Source organism: Neobacillus niacini (assembly GCF_023715415.1).
GTDB classification, from domain to species: Bacteria; Bacillota; Bacilli; order Bacillales; family Cytobacillaceae; genus Neobacillus; species Neobacillus niacini_C.
Window position 1 is genome coordinate 170,679 of record NZ_JAMBOB010000003.1, and the last position, 18,392, is coordinate 189,070.

The 18,392-nt window shown below is 39.2% G+C and carries 17 protein-coding genes; 12 read left to right on the plus strand and 5 right to left on the minus strand.

The genetic code is table 11. The features are described 5' to 3' along the window. Positions 1-29: 29 nt before the first annotated feature. Complete coding sequence (gene rluF / locus M3189_RS07410; protein ID WP_251633576.1) at positions 30-746, minus strand: 23S rRNA pseudouridine(2604) synthase RluF; 717 nt, start codon at positions 744-746, stop codon at positions 30-32. Between the two features lie 201 nt (positions 747-947). Between rluF and M3189_RS07415 the strand changes: the two genes are divergently transcribed. Both M3189_RS07415 and M3189_RS07420 read left to right on the plus strand, forming a co-directional pair. Then, a complete protein-coding gene (locus M3189_RS07415; RefSeq protein ID WP_353057408.1) occupies positions 948-1,817 on the plus strand; it encodes a cation diffusion facilitator family transporter in 870 nt (289 codons plus the stop codon). A 58-nt stretch (positions 1,818-1,875) separates the two neighbouring features. Continuing rightward, positions 1,876-2,361 (plus strand): PaaI family thioesterase, encoded by a 486-nt coding sequence (locus M3189_RS07420; RefSeq protein ID WP_251633184.1) that lies wholly within the window; start codon positions 1,876-1,878, stop codon positions 2,359-2,361. A gap of 45 nt (positions 2,362-2,406) precedes the next feature. On the opposite strand, the gene M3189_RS07425 is transcribed toward M3189_RS07420, so the two are convergent. Together M3189_RS07425 and M3189_RS07430 are read right to left on the minus strand one after the other, a co-directional pair. Next, positions 2,407-2,745, minus strand: a complete 339-nt coding sequence (locus M3189_RS07425; protein WP_251633185.1) for a hypothetical protein — start codon at positions 2,743-2,745, stop codon at positions 2,407-2,409. A gap of 140 nt (positions 2,746-2,885) precedes the next feature. Then, complete coding sequence (locus M3189_RS07430) at positions 2,886-3,803, minus strand: TetR/AcrR family transcriptional regulator (protein WP_251633186.1); 918 nt, start codon at positions 3,801-3,803, stop codon at positions 2,886-2,888. 185 nt (positions 3,804-3,988) lie between these two features. On the opposite strand from M3189_RS07430, the gene M3189_RS07435 reads away from it, so the two are divergent. Together M3189_RS07435 and M3189_RS07440 are read left to right on the plus strand one after the other, a co-directional pair. After that, entirely contained in the window at positions 3,989-5,518 is a 1,530-nt protein-coding gene (locus tag M3189_RS07435) for a DHA2 family efflux MFS transporter permease subunit (RefSeq protein ID WP_251633187.1), read from the plus strand. A gap of 123 nt (positions 5,519-5,641) precedes the next feature. After that, positions 5,642-6,115: a branched-chain amino acid aminotransferase gene (locus tag M3189_RS07440; protein WP_251633188.1), complete on the plus strand. Its 474-nt coding sequence runs from the start codon at positions 5,642-5,644 to the stop codon at positions 6,113-6,115. A 41-nt stretch (positions 6,116-6,156) separates the two neighbouring features. On the opposite strand, the gene M3189_RS07445 is transcribed toward M3189_RS07440, so the two are convergent. Next, the gene (locus M3189_RS07445; RefSeq protein WP_251633189.1) at positions 6,157-6,774 is read right to left on the minus strand and encodes a GyrI-like domain-containing protein; all 618 of its coding nucleotides are present in this window, start codon (positions 6,772-6,774) and stop codon (positions 6,157-6,159) included. A gap of 102 nt (positions 6,775-6,876) precedes the next feature. Here M3189_RS07445 and M3189_RS07450 point away from each other — a divergent pair, with 102 nt between their 5' ends. The 8 genes from M3189_RS07450 (at position 6,877) to M3189_RS07485 (ending at position 17,025) form a co-directional block, all read left to right on the plus strand. Then, complete coding sequence (locus M3189_RS07450; protein ID WP_251633190.1) at positions 6,877-7,566, plus strand: oxidoreductase; 690 nt, start codon at positions 6,877-6,879, stop codon at positions 7,564-7,566. A 545-nt stretch (positions 7,567-8,111) separates the two neighbouring features. Beyond that, entirely contained in the window at positions 8,112-9,476 is a 1,365-nt protein-coding gene (locus M3189_RS07455; RefSeq protein WP_251633191.1) for an NAD(P)-dependent oxidoreductase, read from the plus strand. Positions 9,477-9,554: 78 nt separating this feature from the next. After that, on the plus strand, positions 9,555-10,841 hold the full coding sequence (preA, locus tag M3189_RS07460; protein ID WP_251633192.1) for an NAD-dependent dihydropyrimidine dehydrogenase subunit PreA: 1,287 nt from the start codon (positions 9,555-9,557) through the stop codon (positions 10,839-10,841). A gap of 15 nt (positions 10,842-10,856) precedes the next feature. Continuing rightward, on the plus strand, positions 10,857-12,278 hold the full coding sequence (hydA, locus tag M3189_RS07465) for a dihydropyrimidinase (protein ID WP_251633193.1): 1,422 nt from the start codon (positions 10,857-10,859) through the stop codon (positions 12,276-12,278). A 161-nt stretch (positions 12,279-12,439) separates the two neighbouring features. Further along, complete coding sequence (locus M3189_RS07470; protein ID WP_251633194.1) at positions 12,440-13,909, plus strand: NCS1 family transporter; 1,470 nt, start codon at positions 12,440-12,442, stop codon at positions 13,907-13,909. A gap of 28 nt (positions 13,910-13,937) precedes the next feature. Next, the gene (locus tag M3189_RS07475; protein ID WP_251633195.1) at positions 13,938-14,156 is read left to right on the plus strand and encodes a hypothetical protein; all 219 of its coding nucleotides are present in this window, start codon (positions 13,938-13,940) and stop codon (positions 14,154-14,156) included. Positions 14,157-14,186: 30 nt separating this feature from the next. Further along, a complete protein-coding gene (locus tag M3189_RS07480) occupies positions 14,187-15,653 on the plus strand; it encodes a CoA-acylating methylmalonate-semialdehyde dehydrogenase (RefSeq protein WP_251633196.1) in 1,467 nt (488 codons plus the stop codon). 16 nt (positions 15,654-15,669) lie between these two features. Then, positions 15,670-17,025, plus strand: coding sequence for an aspartate aminotransferase family protein (locus tag M3189_RS07485; protein ID WP_251633197.1), 1,356 nt, complete (start codon positions 15,670-15,672; stop codon positions 17,023-17,025). Positions 17,026-17,071: 46 nt separating this feature from the next. Here M3189_RS07485 and M3189_RS07490 read toward each other — a convergent pair whose 3' ends face one another. Further along, positions 17,072-18,385, minus strand: coding sequence for a multicopper oxidase domain-containing protein (locus M3189_RS07490; protein ID WP_251633198.1), 1,314 nt, complete (start codon positions 18,383-18,385; stop codon positions 17,072-17,074). Positions 18,386-18,392 lie beyond the last annotated feature (7 nt).

Consider the following 18,392-nt stretch of genomic DNA (forward strand, 5'->3'; position numbering starts at 1 on the left):
TCATACCGGTTAAGGTTTGACTCCATTTTTCACCATTCTCTAGGTTCATAATTTAAATCGCTAAATAATTGATTCTTTTCTTTTTTCGTTAAATCTCTCCATTGACCAACTGGCAGGTTCCCTAACTGAATATTCATAATCCGAATTCTCTGGAGACGAACAACAGAAAACCCTAGAGCTGCGCACATCCGGCGTATTTGACGATTTAACCCTTGCGTTAGGATTATCTTAAAAACATACTTAGATAATTGCTCCACTTTACATGGAAGAGTTTTCGTATCCAGGATTCTAACTCCTTCAGACATTTTCTTTAAAAACTCCGAAGTAATCGGCTTATCCACCGTAACTATATATTCTTTTTCATGCTTATTCTCTGCACGTAGTATTTCATTGACGATATCTCCGTCATTCGTTAGCAGAATTAACCCATCTGAATCTTTATCTAGTCTTCCAATATTAAAAATTCGAAGGGGATGGTTCACTAAATCAACGATATTACCTTTTATATGTCGTTCAGTTGTGCTTGTAATCCCAACAGGTTTATTTAGGGCGATATAAACATTCGTTTTGGCAACCCGAATGGTTTCACCGTTTACTCGGACAACATCACCAGGCTCAACTTGACTGCCAACCTTGGCCACTTTCCCATTAATTGTGACTCTTCCTTCTTCAATCCATTTATCTGCACCGCGCCTTGATGTTTTTCCAGACTCGGAAATAAATTTATTTAATCGCAGGGTAAACACATCCTTAATTGGTTGAATTATGTTCTTAGAATACTTAACTGCCACCTTAATTTCAAGGTTAAACCTACTTTAATGTTTACCAAACACAACTTTTTTTCATACCTGATATATATTTCGAACAGGGGAAAAAGGTTTCTCTAGACCCACTAGATGTTTTTGTTCAATAATATAGATGAGGAAAAGAAGTGGGTGAGGAAAATGATTGAAGAACAAGGATTTTTGGATTTAAAAAGAGGAGAGCGCGGAGCTATCATAAGTATTATTGCCTATATTTGTTTGTCTGCATTGAAATTAGGAGTTGGATATTTTGCAAATTCCGAGGCATTAAAAGCGGATGGATTAAACAATGTAACGGATATCATTGCATCGGTTGCCGTTCTAATTGGACTGAAATTATCACAAAGGCCAGCAGATGATGACCATCCTTATGGACATTGGAAAGCAGAAACCGTAGCTTCAATGGTCGCATCCTTTATCATGATGGCAGTAGGACTGAAAGTTGCGTATGACGCTATTTTAAGTGTTTTTTACGCACAAAAGGAATCTCCGGACGTAATTTCTGCCTGGACGGGACTATTTTGTGCTTTCGTTATGTACTTTGTTTATCGGTATAATAAAAATCTAGCAACCGAAATAAACAGCCAATCCGTTATGGCCGCCGCAAAGGATAATCTCTCGGATGCATGGGTAAGTGTAGGTACGTTCATTGGTATTATCGGTGCACAGTTTGGCCTGCCCTGGCTGGATCCATTAGCAGCTGTCGTCGTAGGTTTTCTAATATGTAAAACGGCCTGGGATATTTTTAAAGAAGCATCTCTCTATTTAACCGATGGTTTTGATGAAAAGGAAATAGAAATATTTAAACAGACCATCCATCATTGTCATGGCGTTAAAGGTGTGAAAGAAATAAAAGCAAGAAATTACGGTAATAACGTAGTTGTTGATGTAGTCATCCTCGTTAATTCCACATTAGATGTTAAGCATGCTCATGATATAGCCACTAAAGTTGAAGAAGAATTAATCCTAAGGCATAAAGTTTATGACGTACATGTACATGTGGAACCTAAATAAGAACCATTCAAAGGTCAAAAATGGTATGTTATAATTTTCTGAAAAGGGGGAGTTTGGCATGGAAGAAAAGGTACGTAATGCGATTCAAGATGAATATCCGGATGATTTTGCCTGGTGTTATGGCTGTGGCAGGTTGAATAAGGAAGGACACCATTTCCGGACAGGCTGGCAAGGAGAAAATACAGTAACAATTTATACGCCAGAACCCGAGCATATCGCTCTTCCGGGATTTGTTTATGGAGGGATTGTTGCCTCTCTAATTGATTGTCATGGAACAGGTTCAGCGTCCTTAGCTTTACATAAAAAGAATGGCTGTGAGCCAGGGGAGGGAGTTGAGCCTCCTAGATTTGTAACCGCTTCATTGAAGGTCGACTTTGTTAAGCCGACACCACACGGCGTGCCTCTAAAGGCTATTGGAGTCGTTCATGAGATACACCCAAAGAAATTCAGGGTAGAAACAGAGGTATTTGCGAATAATGAGCTTTGTGCTCGCGGTGAGGTTATTGCAGTCGTTATGCCTAGTACTTTTGTAAAACAAGAATAAAGCAAAAAAGGAAGGAGTCTTTAGGACTCCATTCCTTTTTTCGTTCTAGAGTATTTTTCTGCGTATTTTAAATAACATCATATTATTGTCATCCCAGCCTCTAGTGATAATGTAATTGCCACTAATGGTCTCATAGAGTTTTACATTGTCAGGACTTGAGTTATCTAATTTTTCTATCGGGGATTGATCAGTTGAATCTTCATCTAATGTCTTTTTCGGGGATTGATCAGTTGAATCGTCATCTATTGTCTTTATCGGGCTTATATCTATATCTACGCTATGAGAATTTCTGTGCCTTGGTACTTGACCCCAGAACTTGAATGAATCAAATATAGACTTTTTTTCATCACTACTTTGATTCTTGTCAGCTGTTATATCTCCCATTGTTACACCTCCTGCAGTTTTAAAGCAGTAAGTAACTGCTCCTCCTCAAAATAGTAAAACAAATCATTGTTTTTACTAATTTACGTAAAACTACCTAGAAATGCATGGGCAAACGCTCAAGTCTAAAAATTCTACTATTTTTACTCTTCTTCCTCTTGCGCTAATTGTTGAAAGAAAACGGTTATGATTTGATTAAGCTGTTGCAGGTCTTTTTTCCATTTTAAAGCTGGGTTATTTTGTAACGTTTGGATGGTGCTTTCGATTAAGAACTTTCGTGGTGCTCTTGTATGCATGATTTCTTCTTGAATGAAATCTAACAGTTCGTTATACTTTTCCTGGTCATTTTTATCAGGAAAGTGTTTGGTAATGGAATTTCTTATGGGGCCGACAATTTTAAAGAATTGATCAATCAATTCATGATTATTTTTATGTTTTCCAGGAAGCCATTTGTCTAAAAGCTCTGGCTCATGGATTTGCTCCCGAGCCTCGGTCACTTCATCAACCATCCTAACTAAACGGTTAACACTATATCTGACAACATTACTAATTTTCTCATTTGAATCTGTCGCCATCCGATTGTATTGGAGATTATTCTGTAAGAATCCCTGAAACATAATGGCACAATCTAATAAGTAGGGCTTATTCTCTTCACCAAAAATATCAATAAACCTATGAACCATCCACCGAAGGGAACGGAGCCGGCTAATCCGAATGTACTGTTTTAAATCAGCATCATTTGTTGCCATTACTTCCTCATAAAGTGCAATTAATTTATTTTTCCTATTAGATATCATTTGCAATTCAATTTGTTTAATAAAAATCTCGATATCTGAAGGATTTTCTCCAATTAATAAATCATTTCTATCCTTTGCCAGCTTTTTAAAAATTGTTTTATAAATGGCGATTAATAATTCGCTCTTTGATGAGAAGTATTTGTAAAAGGTTCCTTTTGAAATACCGCTAAAATCTAAAATATCTTGAATCGATGTGGCTTGAAATCCTTTTTCTATAAATAATTGATGAGCTTTACTAATAACATGCTGCTTACGTTCGTTCACTTTATCACCTATAATCCGAATTATACTACCTGTATAAAAATATACTACATTATTAAAGTGTTCATTACAAACCCATAATTTTGTAGTATTTTTTGATTGCAAAAAATGAACTGTCGGTATATTATTGATAAAGCATGAAACAACGGTATAGAAAAATGTACAAATGGTCTATAGGGGGTATATATATGGAACACAGTAAAAATGAAACAAAACGTCCCCCATACGGGATTATTGTAATCCTGATGATTGGGGCATTTATTGCTTTTTTAAACAACACCTTACTAAATATTGCACTTCCATCCATAATGGCTGATTTAGAAGTTGATGCTTCAACTGTGCAATGGTTGACAACTGGGTTCATGTTAGTAAATGGAATACTAATACCAACTACAGCATTTTTAATTCAAAAATATTCTGTACGAAAGCTTTTCTTGGTTGCCATGGGCTTATTTACATTAGGAACCATCCTTGCTGGGATGGCACATGTGTTTCCGCTTTTATTAACAGGCAGGATGACGCAGGCAGCGGGTTCAGCGATTATGATGCCACTTTTAATGAATGTCATGTTAGTAAGTTTCCCTATTGAGAAAAGGGGAGCAGCAATGGGGGTATTTGGATTAGTTTTAATGGGGGCACCGGCAATTGGACCAACATTATCTGGTTGGTTAATCGAACACTATGACTGGAGAATGTTGTTCCACTTTGTAACACCAATTGCAGTGATTGTTCTATTAATCGGTTTCTTCTTATTAAAGGATAAGAAAGAAAAAGTTGATATTCGACTGGATTTCTTATCTGTTTTACTTACAAGTGTGGGCTTTGGCGGCTTGCTTTATGGATTCAGTTCTGCCGGAAAGCAAGGCTGGGACAGTCCACAAGTTTATTTGACGATTGCGATTGGAGCTATTTCATTGCTAGTGTCTATCTTACGTCAACTAAAACAAGATCAGCCGATGCTTAATTATAGAATCTTTAGGTACCCAATGTTTGCATTATCATCCGTTATCTCAATGGTGCTTACGATGGCCATGTTTTCGGGGATGCTTTTGCTGCCGATTTATGTTCAAACGATACGGGGTATATCTCCGTTGGATGCAGGGCTACTGATGCTTCCAGGAGCAATCATTATGGCGCTTATGTCACCAGTAACAGGGAAACTGTTCGACAAATTTGGCGGTCGAATTTTAGCTATAACTGGTTTAGTCATCACGGTAGTAACCAGCTATCTTTTCAGCCAATTATCACTTGAAACAACGTATACACAATTATTGCTTTTATATTCAGTTCGAATGTTGGGAATGTCGATGGTGATGATGCCAGTTTCTACAAATGGATTAAATCAATTGCCTGCGCGTTTTTACCCACATGGTACTGCCATGAACAATACACTTCAGCAAGTATCTGGAGCAATCGGAACTGCCCTTTTGGTAACTGTTATGTCAAACCGAGCAGAGTCAAAGGCTAAAGAGTTAGGTGAAGCTGCTATGGCAAACTTGACTGAGCAGCCAACACAAGCAGCTTTAGCTGAAATGAAGCAGCAAATCATGATGAGTGCGACACTAGACGGAATCAATTTTGCCTTTTTCGTGTCCGTCTTTATTGCTGCTGTTGCCCTTATTCTTGCTTTCTTTATGAAACGTGCGAAACAAGCAGAAGATACTATAGAGGATAACCCAGCAGGAAAAAACGTAGTAAATAAACTAGCTGAAAACTAGTATGATACTTCTCGTCTAAACTCCATGTGAGTTTAGACGTTTTTTATATAATGAAAAATTTGCTTTTTTATTTTACATAACTATATAGTTAAAGTGGGATTGCTTTAATAGGGAGGGTATTAAATGGAAAAGAAATTGAACTCAAATTTTACTGATGCTTATATTGAACGCTGCAGCAAGGAAACTGAAACCATGATTGCCAATGAATCATCCAGTTTTTTAAACCAGCCAATTACATACCTGAAAGAACATAAAAATGAATTTATTTATGTAGAGTCTCTTTTGTTTGAACAAATCGGTGTGGAGGGTGTGTCACTTGAGGTTGATGATGTTTTTGGTACATATGATGTCATGCTTGGATTAAAGCTCCAAAAGAAGTTTGAAAAAATGTTAAAAGAACAGCTTAATCATTCTTTACATGGGGATGAAGCAAAATTTGATTTAATGTTTAGCCATGACGATGGTTTATGGGATTTGAATTTCGCATTAAACTACGTGGATGGATTTCAAGAAAATATATCATTAAATGATGCATTTCAAATTATTCACCAGTTCTTAACTCAGCTAGTTGAAACGATTAAAAAACCAACTAGCTAGAGGGGCTTGAAGAGGAAAGTAACGCTTGGAAAGTCCAAGCGTTACTTTGCTTTAAACCTAAGTACTGTTTTTAATTTTGCAGGATCTGTTTTTCTTGGATCACTTATGTAGATTTCACGATGTCTTTTATCGATTCGGGTTAGGTTCTCAGAGAAACAAAAGTCATGCATTTTTGAAAATGTTTCGGGTTCACTGTCGTAATCCCCGATATGCATACATTGGACGCATAAGCCCTCCTCAATTTCTTCAAACTTAGCAGACAATAACAAGTCTTTTGAGACTTTTTTTGCAGATAATTCTTTCGCCATCGAAAATAATTCTTCTGTTACAAAATCAGGCTGGCGAATAATTAGCTTATAAACCAATCTGTCTTTGTCTAACTGTTCTAATTGTCTTCCAACTTCATCCAAGTCCCAAACACCCTCTAAAGGAAAAACAGTATATTCAAAATAACCCTCAGGTGTGATTCCTTTTTTCGGGAGCATACGTATCGCATAGGATAATGCGTATAAAGCCTCAACACTTTCTCTGAAAGCCTCGCTGTTAGGATTTCCTTTTCCCATTAATGTGAAGTATTTCAGCGGTGGTACAGTAATCTTACTTGGTTTGGCAGAAGGCAGGTACAGTTCTTTTTCTTTTTTTCGCCATTCATATTTCATGAAACATCATCCTTTGTTTCTTCATGTATTGTATATGGTGTATTTAACAATTATAGTTCAGATAGGCAGGATAAACAAAGTGAATGTTGAGAGGAGATTATTATGAGTTCAAATAAAAAATCTGCACTTGTTCTTGGAGCAACGGGTCTTATTGGAAAAGAACTAGTTAAGATATTAATTGATTCCAATCAATATGAAAAAATAATGTTGGTTGTTCGCAGACCCATTGATATAGAATCTGAAATTTGTGAAGAGCATATTGTTGATTTCAATCATCTACATACGTATTCTGAATTATTTAAAGTGTCTGATGTTTTCTGCTGCTTAGGTACGACGATTAAAGTAGCAAAGACAAAGGAAGCTTTTCGCAAAGTAGATTACGAATATCCTGTTGAGGCTGCAAAATTAGCAAAGGAAAATGGTGCCCAAAAGTTCCTAATTGTAAGTTCTATGGGGGCAGACCCCAAATCATTATTCTTTTATAGTCGAGTAAAAGGGGATGTAGAAGCAACACTGACTAGCTTAAACCTTCCTTCACTACATATTTTCAGACCTTCATTATTGTTAGGGGAGCGAAGTGAGTTTCGGTTTGGTGAGAAAATCGCAGAAAAGGCTAGTGGTGTTATCAACAAGTTAATGGTTGGTCCACTCCGTCCTTATCGTGGCATACAAGCAACGAAGGTTGCAGCTGCGATGGCCTTAGTGGCGCAGTCAAATAAAAAAGGGAACAATATCTATCTGTCTCATGAAATGGATTCAATGGTTGGGTTTTCAGAATGGGAGAGGCTTTAAGTCAAAAAGGGGATCATTTAAACGAATGGTCCTCTTATTAATCATTCCGTTGGAGGGGGTTTTGTTGTTACATAAATTTTTTTCAAAGCATTCGGCAAATAATTTACGAATGTCGAGAACTTATTTGTGAGAAAACCTGTGCCTGGAAAAAATTCTACTTCACTATTACCCTCACTATTCCTATAAACTCATTGAGTTTACGTTATTTTTAAAAATGAAATTTTCCTAAAATATATTCATAATATGTTCGATGTAATTTTACAAAATTTTTTGTTCATATGTGATAAATTGGTAAAAGGTTAAGAATGGTACAAGAATCTCTTTCCGTTATCTACGGTATTAATCATCGATTTTTCCCTTCAAATCATCATCAAGTACAAATGGTCCGCATAAATGTTAAATAGAATCTAGTTCACATACTGGATAGTAGAATACAAGCAGCTATTTTTCAGATTGTAAGATGGTATGTATTTTGCTGTCTGTAAAACGAAAACCAGATGCAGAATTCTCGGTAAATTCACTTTTGAACGAAGGAGGACTTTTTATTGGAAAAAACACAGCGGATCTCAATTACAAATTTAGAAAAAAACTTTCAAGAAGTGGAACGTGCTCTTACAAATCAAGAAGCGTTGGAAGAATCTAATCGCTGTTTGTATTGCTATGATGCGCCTTGTATTAAGGCTTGTCCGACAGGCATTGATATTCCCACATTTATAAAAAAAATCACGACAGGAAATTTACTCGGTTCTGCCAAAACCATTATGACTTCCAATCCTGTTGGTGCGAGCTGTGCTCGAGTTTGTCCAACAGAGGAGCTGTGTGAAGGGGCATGTGTCTTAAACCATTCCACAAAACCAATTATGATTGGAAATCTGCAAAGATATGCTACAGATTGGGCAATCAAAAATGAACAAACACTTTTTGATCCTGGAACCCCCAATGGTAAATCCGTTGCTGTTGTTGGCGGTGGACCAGCAGGACTTTCAGCAGCAAGAGAATTAGCCAAATTTGGATATGATGTGACGATATTTGAGGCTGCAGAAAAAGCTGGCGGTTTAAATACGTATGGTATTGTCTCATTCAGGCTGCCTCAGGCAATATCCTATTGGGAAGTTGAACAGGTTGAAAAGCTGAATGTAACAATCAAAACCAACACAAAGGTAGGTAAAGATGTATCCGTAAAACATTTGCTTGAAAAATTTGATTGCATTGTGTTAGCAGTGGGGATGGCAAACGTACCGAGCTTAGGTATTGAGGGAGAAGACTTAGAAGGGGTTTATGATGCCATTGAGTTTGTAAAAGAAACAAAAAGTGGAAGATTATCAATGGATTTTGTCGGGAAACGAGCCGTTGTCATCGGTGCGGGAAATACCGCTATTGATGGGGCAACCAGTTCTATACGTTTAGGTGCAGAAAATGTTAAAATCTTATACCGCCGAACACTAGAAGAAATGACTGCCTATGATTTCGAATATGAATTTGCCAAACAAGACGGTGTTGAATTTCGCTGGTTAACAGTACCGAAGAGGATTATTGGTGATGATCATGGAAGAGTCATTGGGATTGAATGTATAAAAATGAATCTTGGTGAGCCAGATGCAGACGGACGCAGGAGACCGATTCCAATTGAAGGATCTGAACATGTTTTACCAGTGGAGGTAATCATCAAAGCAATCGGTCAAACAAGACATTTGGAACTAATCAAGGGTTTTGGATTACAACATGAAAGTGGTGTGGTTCAAGTAAATAAAGAGACCTATCAAACTTCTAATCCAAAAATCTATGCTTGCGGTGATGTGGTTTTTGGCAAGGGAAAAGGGGACGCTATGGTGGTTACCGCTGCTCAACAAGGAAAACAAGCTGCCTATAGTATTCATAAGCAATTTACTGCAGTAGAAACAGCACAGTGAATGACAATAAAGATAGATATAAATATGTAAGCGCTTTCCGTCGTTAAAGCATTTCTACTATAAAGGGGTGAATTCAATATGGCTGATTTGAGTACTAATCTTGCAGGGATAAAATCTCCCAATCCATTTTGGCTAGCATCAGCACCTCCTACCAATTCAGGTTATCAGGTACAGAGAGCCTTTGAAGCGGGGTGGGGCGGGGCTGTATGGAAAACGTTAGGTGACCCAATTTTGAATGTTTCCTCCAGATTTGCTGCGATTAGTTTTAACGGACAACGGGTGGCAGGGTTCAATAATATTGAACTGATCACTGACCGACCATTAGAAGTGAATTTAAAGGAAATCTATGAAACGAAAAAAAGATTTCCTAACCATGCGATTATCGCATCTTTAATGATGGAGCCAAAGCAAGAAAAGTGGCATGAATTAGTTAAGCGGGTAGAGGATGTCGGAGTTGATGGTCTCGAATTAAACTTTGGCTGTCCGCATGGTATGGCTGAACGTGGAATGGGTTCGGCTTCTGGTCAAGTACCTGCACTTGTTGAACGGCAGACCTTTTGGGTAAAAGAGGTGGCCAAAACACCTGTTATCGTAAAATTAACGCCAAACATTACGGATATAACAGCTACCGCTGAAGCAGCGTGTAATGGCGGTGCGGATGCCATCAGTATGATCAACACCATTAATAGTTTAATGGGGGTAGACCTTGATTCATGGAATACCATCCCACATGTTGCTGGAAAAGGGGCACATGGAGGCTATTGTGGTCCTGCTGTAAAACCGATTGCCCTAAATATGGTGGCGGAATGTGCACGTCATGCAAATATAAACGTCCCAATTTCAGGGATTGGCGGAATCTCAAATTGGCAGGACGCTGTTGAATTCATGTTAATGGGTGCTACAGGTGTGCAAATTTGTACCGCTGCCATGCACCACGGATTCCGGATTGTCGAAGACATGATTGAAGGACTTAGTCATTATTTAGATGGTAAGGGTATAAAATCGGTGTCTGAAATCATTGGAAAAACTCTTCCTAGGTATTCAGATTGGGGGAATTTAGATCTTAACTATAATATCGTCGCTAAGATCAATACAGATGTTTGTATTAACTGTAATAAGTGCCATATTGCCTGTGAGGATACATCCCATCAGTGTATTGATAGGGTAACGGACGAGAACGGCAGAAGTTATCTAAAAGTAAGAGAAGAAGATTGTGTTGGTTGTAATTTATGTTCGATTGTCTGCCCAGTAGACGGAGCAATTGATATGGTTGAAATGGCTAATGAATTACCACCGATGACCTGGAATGAGAGACAGTCTGCCATGAGTCTTGCAGCAGAATGTAAGATTGATAGTAACAAATAAGAAGGGAGAAATGGTATGAAAAAACTGATTAAAAATGGAACCATTGTAACGGCAGCAGATACCTTTACAGCAGAAATATTAATAGAAGAAGGAAAAATCTCTCAAATTGGCAACAATCTTTCAGCAAATGGTGCTGAAGTTATCGACGCAAAGGGCTGTCTCATTTTTCCTGGGGGCATTGACCCTCATACCCATTTAGATATGCCTTTTGGAGGAACCGTGACAAAGGATGATTTCGAGACGGGCACCATTGCTGCAGCTTTTGGTGGGACGACAACAATAATCGATTTTTGTTTAACCAGTAAAGGTGACTCGTTAAAAAATGCAATTCAAACCTGGCATGCAAAATCAAAAGAAAAAGCTGTTATAGATTATAGTTTTCATTTAATGATATCGGAAATCAATGAGAATGTATTGAATGAGCTTCCGTATGTGATTAACGAGGAAGGTATCACCTCTTTCAAGGTGTTTATGGCTTACAAAAACGTTCTCCAAGCAGATGATGAAACGCTTTTCCGCACTCTTGTCTCAGCAAAAGAGCATGGAGCACTTGTCATGGTTCACGCAGAAAACGGGGATGTCATTGATTATTTAACGAAAAAGGCAATCGCACAAGGGAATAAAGAACCAATCTATCACGCCTTAACTAGACCACCAGAATTAGAGGGAGAAGCGACTGGTAGAGCGGCAAAACTTACAGGGCTGGCAAACTCACAATTATATGTTGTGCACGTTTCCTGTGCGGATGCGGTTGAAAAAATTTCCGAGGCACGAAGTAAGGGCTTTGATGTTTGGGGAGAAACCTGCCCACAATATTTAGTTTTAGATCAAAGTTATTTAGAAAGACCAAATTTTGAGGGGGCAAAATATGTTTGGTCACCTCCACTACGAGAAAGATGGAACCAAGAGGTACTTTGGAATGCATTAAAGAGCGGTCAGCTGCAAACTCTCGGATCTGATCAATGTTCGTTTGATTTTAAGGGGCAGAAGGAACTTGGAAAAGATGATTTTACCAAAATACCTAATGGCGGCCCAATCATTGAAGATCGTCTTTCCATCCTATTCTCTGAGGGGGTGAGGAAGGGACGAATAAGCCTAAACCAATTTGTTGATCTTACATCCACAAGAGCCGCAAAATTATTTGGTTTATATCCGAAAAAAGGCAGTATTGCTGTTGGAGCAGACGCAGATATTGTCATTTTTGATCCACAGGCAGAGCGGGTTATTTCTGCAGAAACGCATCATATGGCTGTTGATTACAATGCCTTTGAAGGGATGAAGGTAACTGGAGAACCTGTATCCGTATTATCACGAGGTGAGTTTGTCGTACGTGATAAGCAGTTTGTTGGTAAACCGGGTTCTGGACAATATTTAAAGAGAGCCAAATACAATGGAAATACACAAGTAATCCAAAAAAATGAAACACTATCTATTTAGCAGCATTGTTTAGATCACTATTTACTCCTTTCATTGTTGAACGACTCCTGCAATTGCTTGCATGACGCAGGCAATTGCACGTTAATACCTCTATTGGAAAGTTGGTATTTGAATTTAAATGGTTAAATTCTTTTATCTTAAGCCGAATAAGGAGTGTTCATATGAAGAAAAGCCACTTAAAGTCTTCAGACTTATTACCCATTCAACAAAAAGATAGGAAAATCACAAAGCTAGGTTACTCGTTTATGTGGGTAGGGATGGTCGTTGTCCTCGCCACCTTTGCCATTGGCGGTGCAGGTGTACAAAGTTTATCATTGCCACTTGTTATTCTAGCAACCATTATTGGATCTCTTGCCATTGGATTCTTTATATCCTTAATCGCAGATATTGGTATTGAGCATGGCTTGTCATTTCCTGTGTATATGAGAGCGCCATTTGGAACAATTGGAACCCATATTCCTTCCATCACCAGGGGGGTAACAGCATCTGCTTGGTTTGGGATCAATACCTATTTCGGTGCGACAGCTATGAATGGCATTTTAAATATATTATTTGGTTTTGATAATTGGTTTGTTTGCTTCATTATTTTTGCAATTGTTCAGTTGATTAATACCGCTTTAGGGATTAAATCAATTGAACGGTTTGCGGATTTAGCAGCTCCAATCATTATCTTAATCTCTATTTGGATGTATACCTCCTTATCTGACCAAGCTCAAGCTGCTGGCAGAGATGTTTGGAGCTGGGTAGAGTCACCAGTTACTGGTGGTGCCGCGTTTACTGCCTTTTTGGTTGTTATTTTTAGTAACATGGGCTTTTGGGCAACTTTGAGTGCCGATATTCCTTCAATTTCACGCTTTATGAAAGCCCCAGTTAACGAAAAGAACTGGTTTAAGAGAAATAAAAATTCATTAATTGGTAATCTCGTCGCTATGCCATTAACACAAACGTTTATGATAATCATCGGTGCTGTTTCATACATTGCTGTATTAAATGCAGACCCTGTGGTTGCCCTTCAAGAGTCAGCCGGCGGGATTGTCCTTGCTGTTTTATTGTTAATGATTGTATTGGCTCAGTGGTCAACAAATACTGCTGCAAACGTAGTACCAGCAGCAACCATTTTCTCCAATGTAGGCGGACCGAAATTTCCATTTTGGGCGGGTGTTATTACAGCTGGTATTGTAGGAACAATTGTTCAACCATGGGAGTTATTTGGAGTTATCATTCCCTTTCTTCTCATTATTGGCGGCATACTGTCTGCCATCGTTGGAATTCTCTTTGCTGATTATTATTTAATCCGTAAAAGACGGGTGAATGTTCCAGAGTTATATGAAGACCATGGTCAATTTAGATATTGGGGCGGAGTGAATCTTGCAGGTTTTATTGCCTGGATTATTGGCGGGTATATCTCCTATTTATTCCCAGCATATGGTTTTTTGGTAGGGTTCGTACTTGGAGCAGCTATCTATTATGTGCTGGCAAAATACTGGTGGTTTAAGAAGTATCAACAGGCTGAAATTGAGAATCCGAGTGATGCTAAGTATCTAGGAATCTCAGTTGGCCGTGATTGGGTCATTGAAGAAGAATATGAGTCTATCGTTGAAGAAGCACCTGCTAATTTAGAATTCGATTAATGAAATTTCTTATTTGTAGGAGGGTACAATGTCGGATTATCAACAATATCTTAATGAAAGAGATAAGCTTGATTTCTTAATCCAGAAGGGTTTTCGAATTAATGCTGTCCATGAGCATTTAGATGGGGCGTCAGTTGAGTTTTACCATCCAACAAGTAAGGAAATAGAAACATTGCTTATTGGAACCGCAAATGCACGAAAGTATTTTTCGAGTGTACTCATTAAACAGAATTTGGGGATTAAGTGATTGATCCTAAGTAGCAATGGAGGAGAACAAATGAGTGTGACAAAAAAAGATACAACTGTCCTACAGAATTTTATTAATGGTGCCTGGGTAAGTTCTAGCAGTGATCAGACCCTTAATGTACCAAATCCAGCAACAAATGAATTACTTGCAAAAGTTCCTGTTTCTACGAGAGAAGATGTGAACTTGGCAGTAGCAGCTGCAAAAGTAGCGTTTAACAAGTGGAAGAAGGTTCCCGTTCCTAAACGTGCACGGATACTCTTTAAATATCACAGTCTATTAACTGATAACCATGAAGCGCTAGCAAAAATAATCGTTCAAGAAAATGGTAAGGCATACAAAGAGGCTTACGGAGAAGTTCAGCGTGGAATTGAGTGTGTAGAATTTGCTTGTGGAGCACCTACTCTGATGATGGGTGAGACCTTATCTGGGATTGCAGAGGAAATCGATTCTGAAATGTTCCGCTTTCCAATAGGGGTTGTCGGAGGAATCACTCCTTTTAATTTTCCAATGATGGTTCCACTTTGGATGTACCCATTAGCGATTGCTTGCGGGAATACCTTTGTATTAAAGCCATCTGAGCGTACGCCGATACTGGCTAATAGACTAGCAGAGTTATTTACTGAGGCTGGAGCACCCCCTGGAGTGCTGAATGTGGTCCATGGTGCACATGACGTTGTAAATGGATTGCTTGACCATGAAGATATAGCTGCAATCTCGTTTGTTGGTTCCCAGCCGGTTGCGAAGTATGTATATGAACGGGCTGCATCCAAAGGAAAAAGAGTTCAAGCCCTTTCCGGAGCGAAAAATCATCATATCGTTATGCCTGATGCCGAAATGGATAAGGCAGTCCAGCATATTATCTCTTCAACATTTGGAAGTGCTGGGCAACGCTGTATGGCATGCAGTGCGGTGGTGGTTGTCGGTGACAATGAACCATTTGTTAAGGCTTTAACGAAAAAAGCAGATGAGTTAATTATCGGAAATGGGATGGATGATGAGGTGTTATTAACGCCCGTAATTAGAAAGGAGCATCGTGATAAAGTACTTGGATATATTGAAAAAGGGGTGCTTGAGGGTGCTGATTTAATTCGTGATGGACGAAGAGAAATGAGCGAACATCCGGCAGGGAATTTCTTAGGCCCTACCATTTTCGATCATGTTACTCCAGAAATGACCATTGCAAAGGAAGAAATATTTGCCCCTGTTTTAAGTCTGCTGCGGGCTAGTGATTTAGACGAGGGTTTGGAGTATATACGTAAATCGAGATATGGAAATGGAGCGACGATTTACACGAATAATGCAAAAGCAATCCGGCAATTCCGTGAAGAAGCGGATGCGGGTATGTTAGGGATTAACGTAGGTGTTCCTGCGACAATGGCATTCTTTCCTTTTTCAGGCTGGAAGGATTCCTTTTATGGTGATCTCCATGTGAATGGGAAAGACGGCTTAAACTTTTATACACGTAAAAAAATGATTACATCACGGTTTGATGGATAGGAAGGAGTGATTTCCAATGGTTCAAACAGGTCGTCCACATGAAGAATTACTCGCACAAGATGATAAATATTTATGGCATTCTATGAAGCCTTATAATCCGAATGCAACCATCGTGGCTACAAAGGCTGAGGGGTCTTGGGTAAGTGATGCGGAAGGAAAGCGATATTTAGATGCAATGGCTGGATTATGGTGCGTGAATGTAGGCTATGGAAGAACGGAGCTCGCAGAGGCAGCATATGAACAACTTAAGGAGATGGCTTATTTTCCACTTACTCAAAGCCATCTCCCAGCTATTAAGCTTGCTGAAAAGTTAAATGAAATGCTTGGTGATGAATATGTCATCTTTTTCTCAAACAGCGGCTCTGAAGCCAATGAAACAGCCTTTAAAATCGTCCGTCAATATCATCAGCAAAAAGGGGAATTTAACCGTTACAAAATACTTTCGCGCTACCGTGCCTATCACGGAAATTCGATGGGGGCTTTAGCTGCAACAGGTCAGGCGCAAAGGAAGTATAAATACGAGCCGTTAGCTCCTGGTTTCATTCATGTTGCGCCACCGGATTCTTATCGGGATGATACAAATGTTAAAGATCCGATGGAACTTTCATCGGTAAAAGAAATCGACCGGACGATGACGTGGGAACTGAGTGAAACGATAGCGGCAATGATAATGGAACCCATTATTACCGGTGGTGGAATCTTAGTTCCACCTGAGGGCTACATGAAGGCAGCCAAACAGGTTTGTGAAAAACACGGTGCTCTCTTAATTGTGGATGAAGTTATCTGTGGGTTTGGTCGAACCGGAAAGCCATTCGGCTTTATGAACTATGATGTGAAGCCAGACATCATCACAATGGCAAAAGGTATTACCAGTGGGTATTTACCGCTTTCAGCTACAGCTGTTCGGAAAGAAATTTACGAGGCCTTTAAGGGGACTGAAGAATATGATTACTTCCGTCACGTTAATACATTTGGGGGTAATCCAGCAGCTTGTGCGTTAGCATTAAAGAACATAGAGATTATGGAAAAAGAAAACTTATTTGACCGTTCTCGTGACCTTGGGAAACAGGTAGTAAATGAGTTAACCAATCTTCTTCAAAATCATCCATTTGTTGGTGATGTTCGCGGTAAAGGTCTATTAATTGGAATTGAATTAGTTAAGGACAAGAAAACAAAGGAACCTTTAGATGTTGCACTAGTTAATCAGGTGATTTCTTTATGTAAGCAGGAAGGATTATTAATTGGTAAAAACGGTGCTACAGTGGCAGGCTACAATAATGTTTTATCACTATCACCACCGTTAAATATCGAACTGAAAGATATTCAATTTATTGTCAAAACGGTTAGTGATTCTATTAATAAAATCAAATGAGAATAAAGAAGTCCTAAGTGTAGAAAAACACCTAGGACTTTTTGTATTATTTTATTACAATTGGAATTCTTCCATTTAGTAGGAACGCATCGCTTAAATGGTGTCTATATTCTATCTGACCGAAGGAGCTTAGCGATCTACTGGATCTTATCAGCACATCCATTCGTTGAGCGGTAGACATTTCAATCGGCTTTCCAGCAGGTATTGTGTATGGTTTATTGTAGCGGCCAAATGGGGGAACACCCAGAGACCGTCCATCCACCGCAATGACGACAACATCAACAGGGAAGGTAACTTTGACCTTAGTATATGCAGCACATAATAATCGGACAAGGATGGTCTGATTTCTTCTAGCATTTACAGAAATCTGCATTCCCGCCACACCACTATTTAATGAAGCAGGGATGGTTAATCCAGGTCGAATAGAAACTGTACTGCCAAGACGTCCTGGGAAATTCACCCCGGTGACAACAAAGTAATCTGGGTTGAAGTCATGAAAGGCAAAGAATTCTTGTTTTCCTCGGTCATTTGTGTGAAATTCGTCGTTTACTCCAGGAATATCACCATGTTCCGGAAAGGTTTGGTGGGCATGCTCAGCCTGATCCCGCCATACGGAGTCAATATCGTCAATAACCCAGAGGGCCTCAACGTCATATGGAACGGTCATGGCATGGGGATTACCGCTCTCAAGGTTACCGCCGATAAACCCAGGAAACATAGGGTATTGGCTTAGGTTGGCTGCGGTTCTGCGTGGATAGCCGCCAACATTTTTACCATCGCTAGAATCATAGGCATCAGGTGGTTCAATGATTAAAAATCCGTATAGACCAAAATCGAAGTGCTGAATGGTGTTCCGGTGACAGTGATAAAAATAACTTCCGATGTGATTCGGCTGCCATTGATAGGTATAATCACCTATCTCCATAGAACTGTGTCCGACACCATCATTTATTGCAGTCGGTTCAATACCATGCCAATGAATTGTATGTGGAGCCTGACCATGTCCTTCTACTTGCGCATGGAAGACTACCCCACGTGGTACTCTGATTGTTGGACCAGGAAAGGTTCCGTCGAATGCATCAGGGGTATCATTATCCCCTATGAGAAAGAAATTAAGCTCACGTCCATCCCACATCTTAAGTTCAGTGCCGTGCATTAAGTGCGGTCGTATTGTATAGGGAGTTAAATTTGTTACACCAGGCACGGTTGCAGCAACAAATGCTGGAACCGGATTCGTTGGTTCCAAAAGTTCTGGTGTAGGTGGACTTTCTTTTGGCGGATTAAATATTTTTACCCATGTGCCTTCATGACCCTCTATCGACCTTCTGGGAATATGGTGTCCTGGTTTTGAAAATGACATATCATTT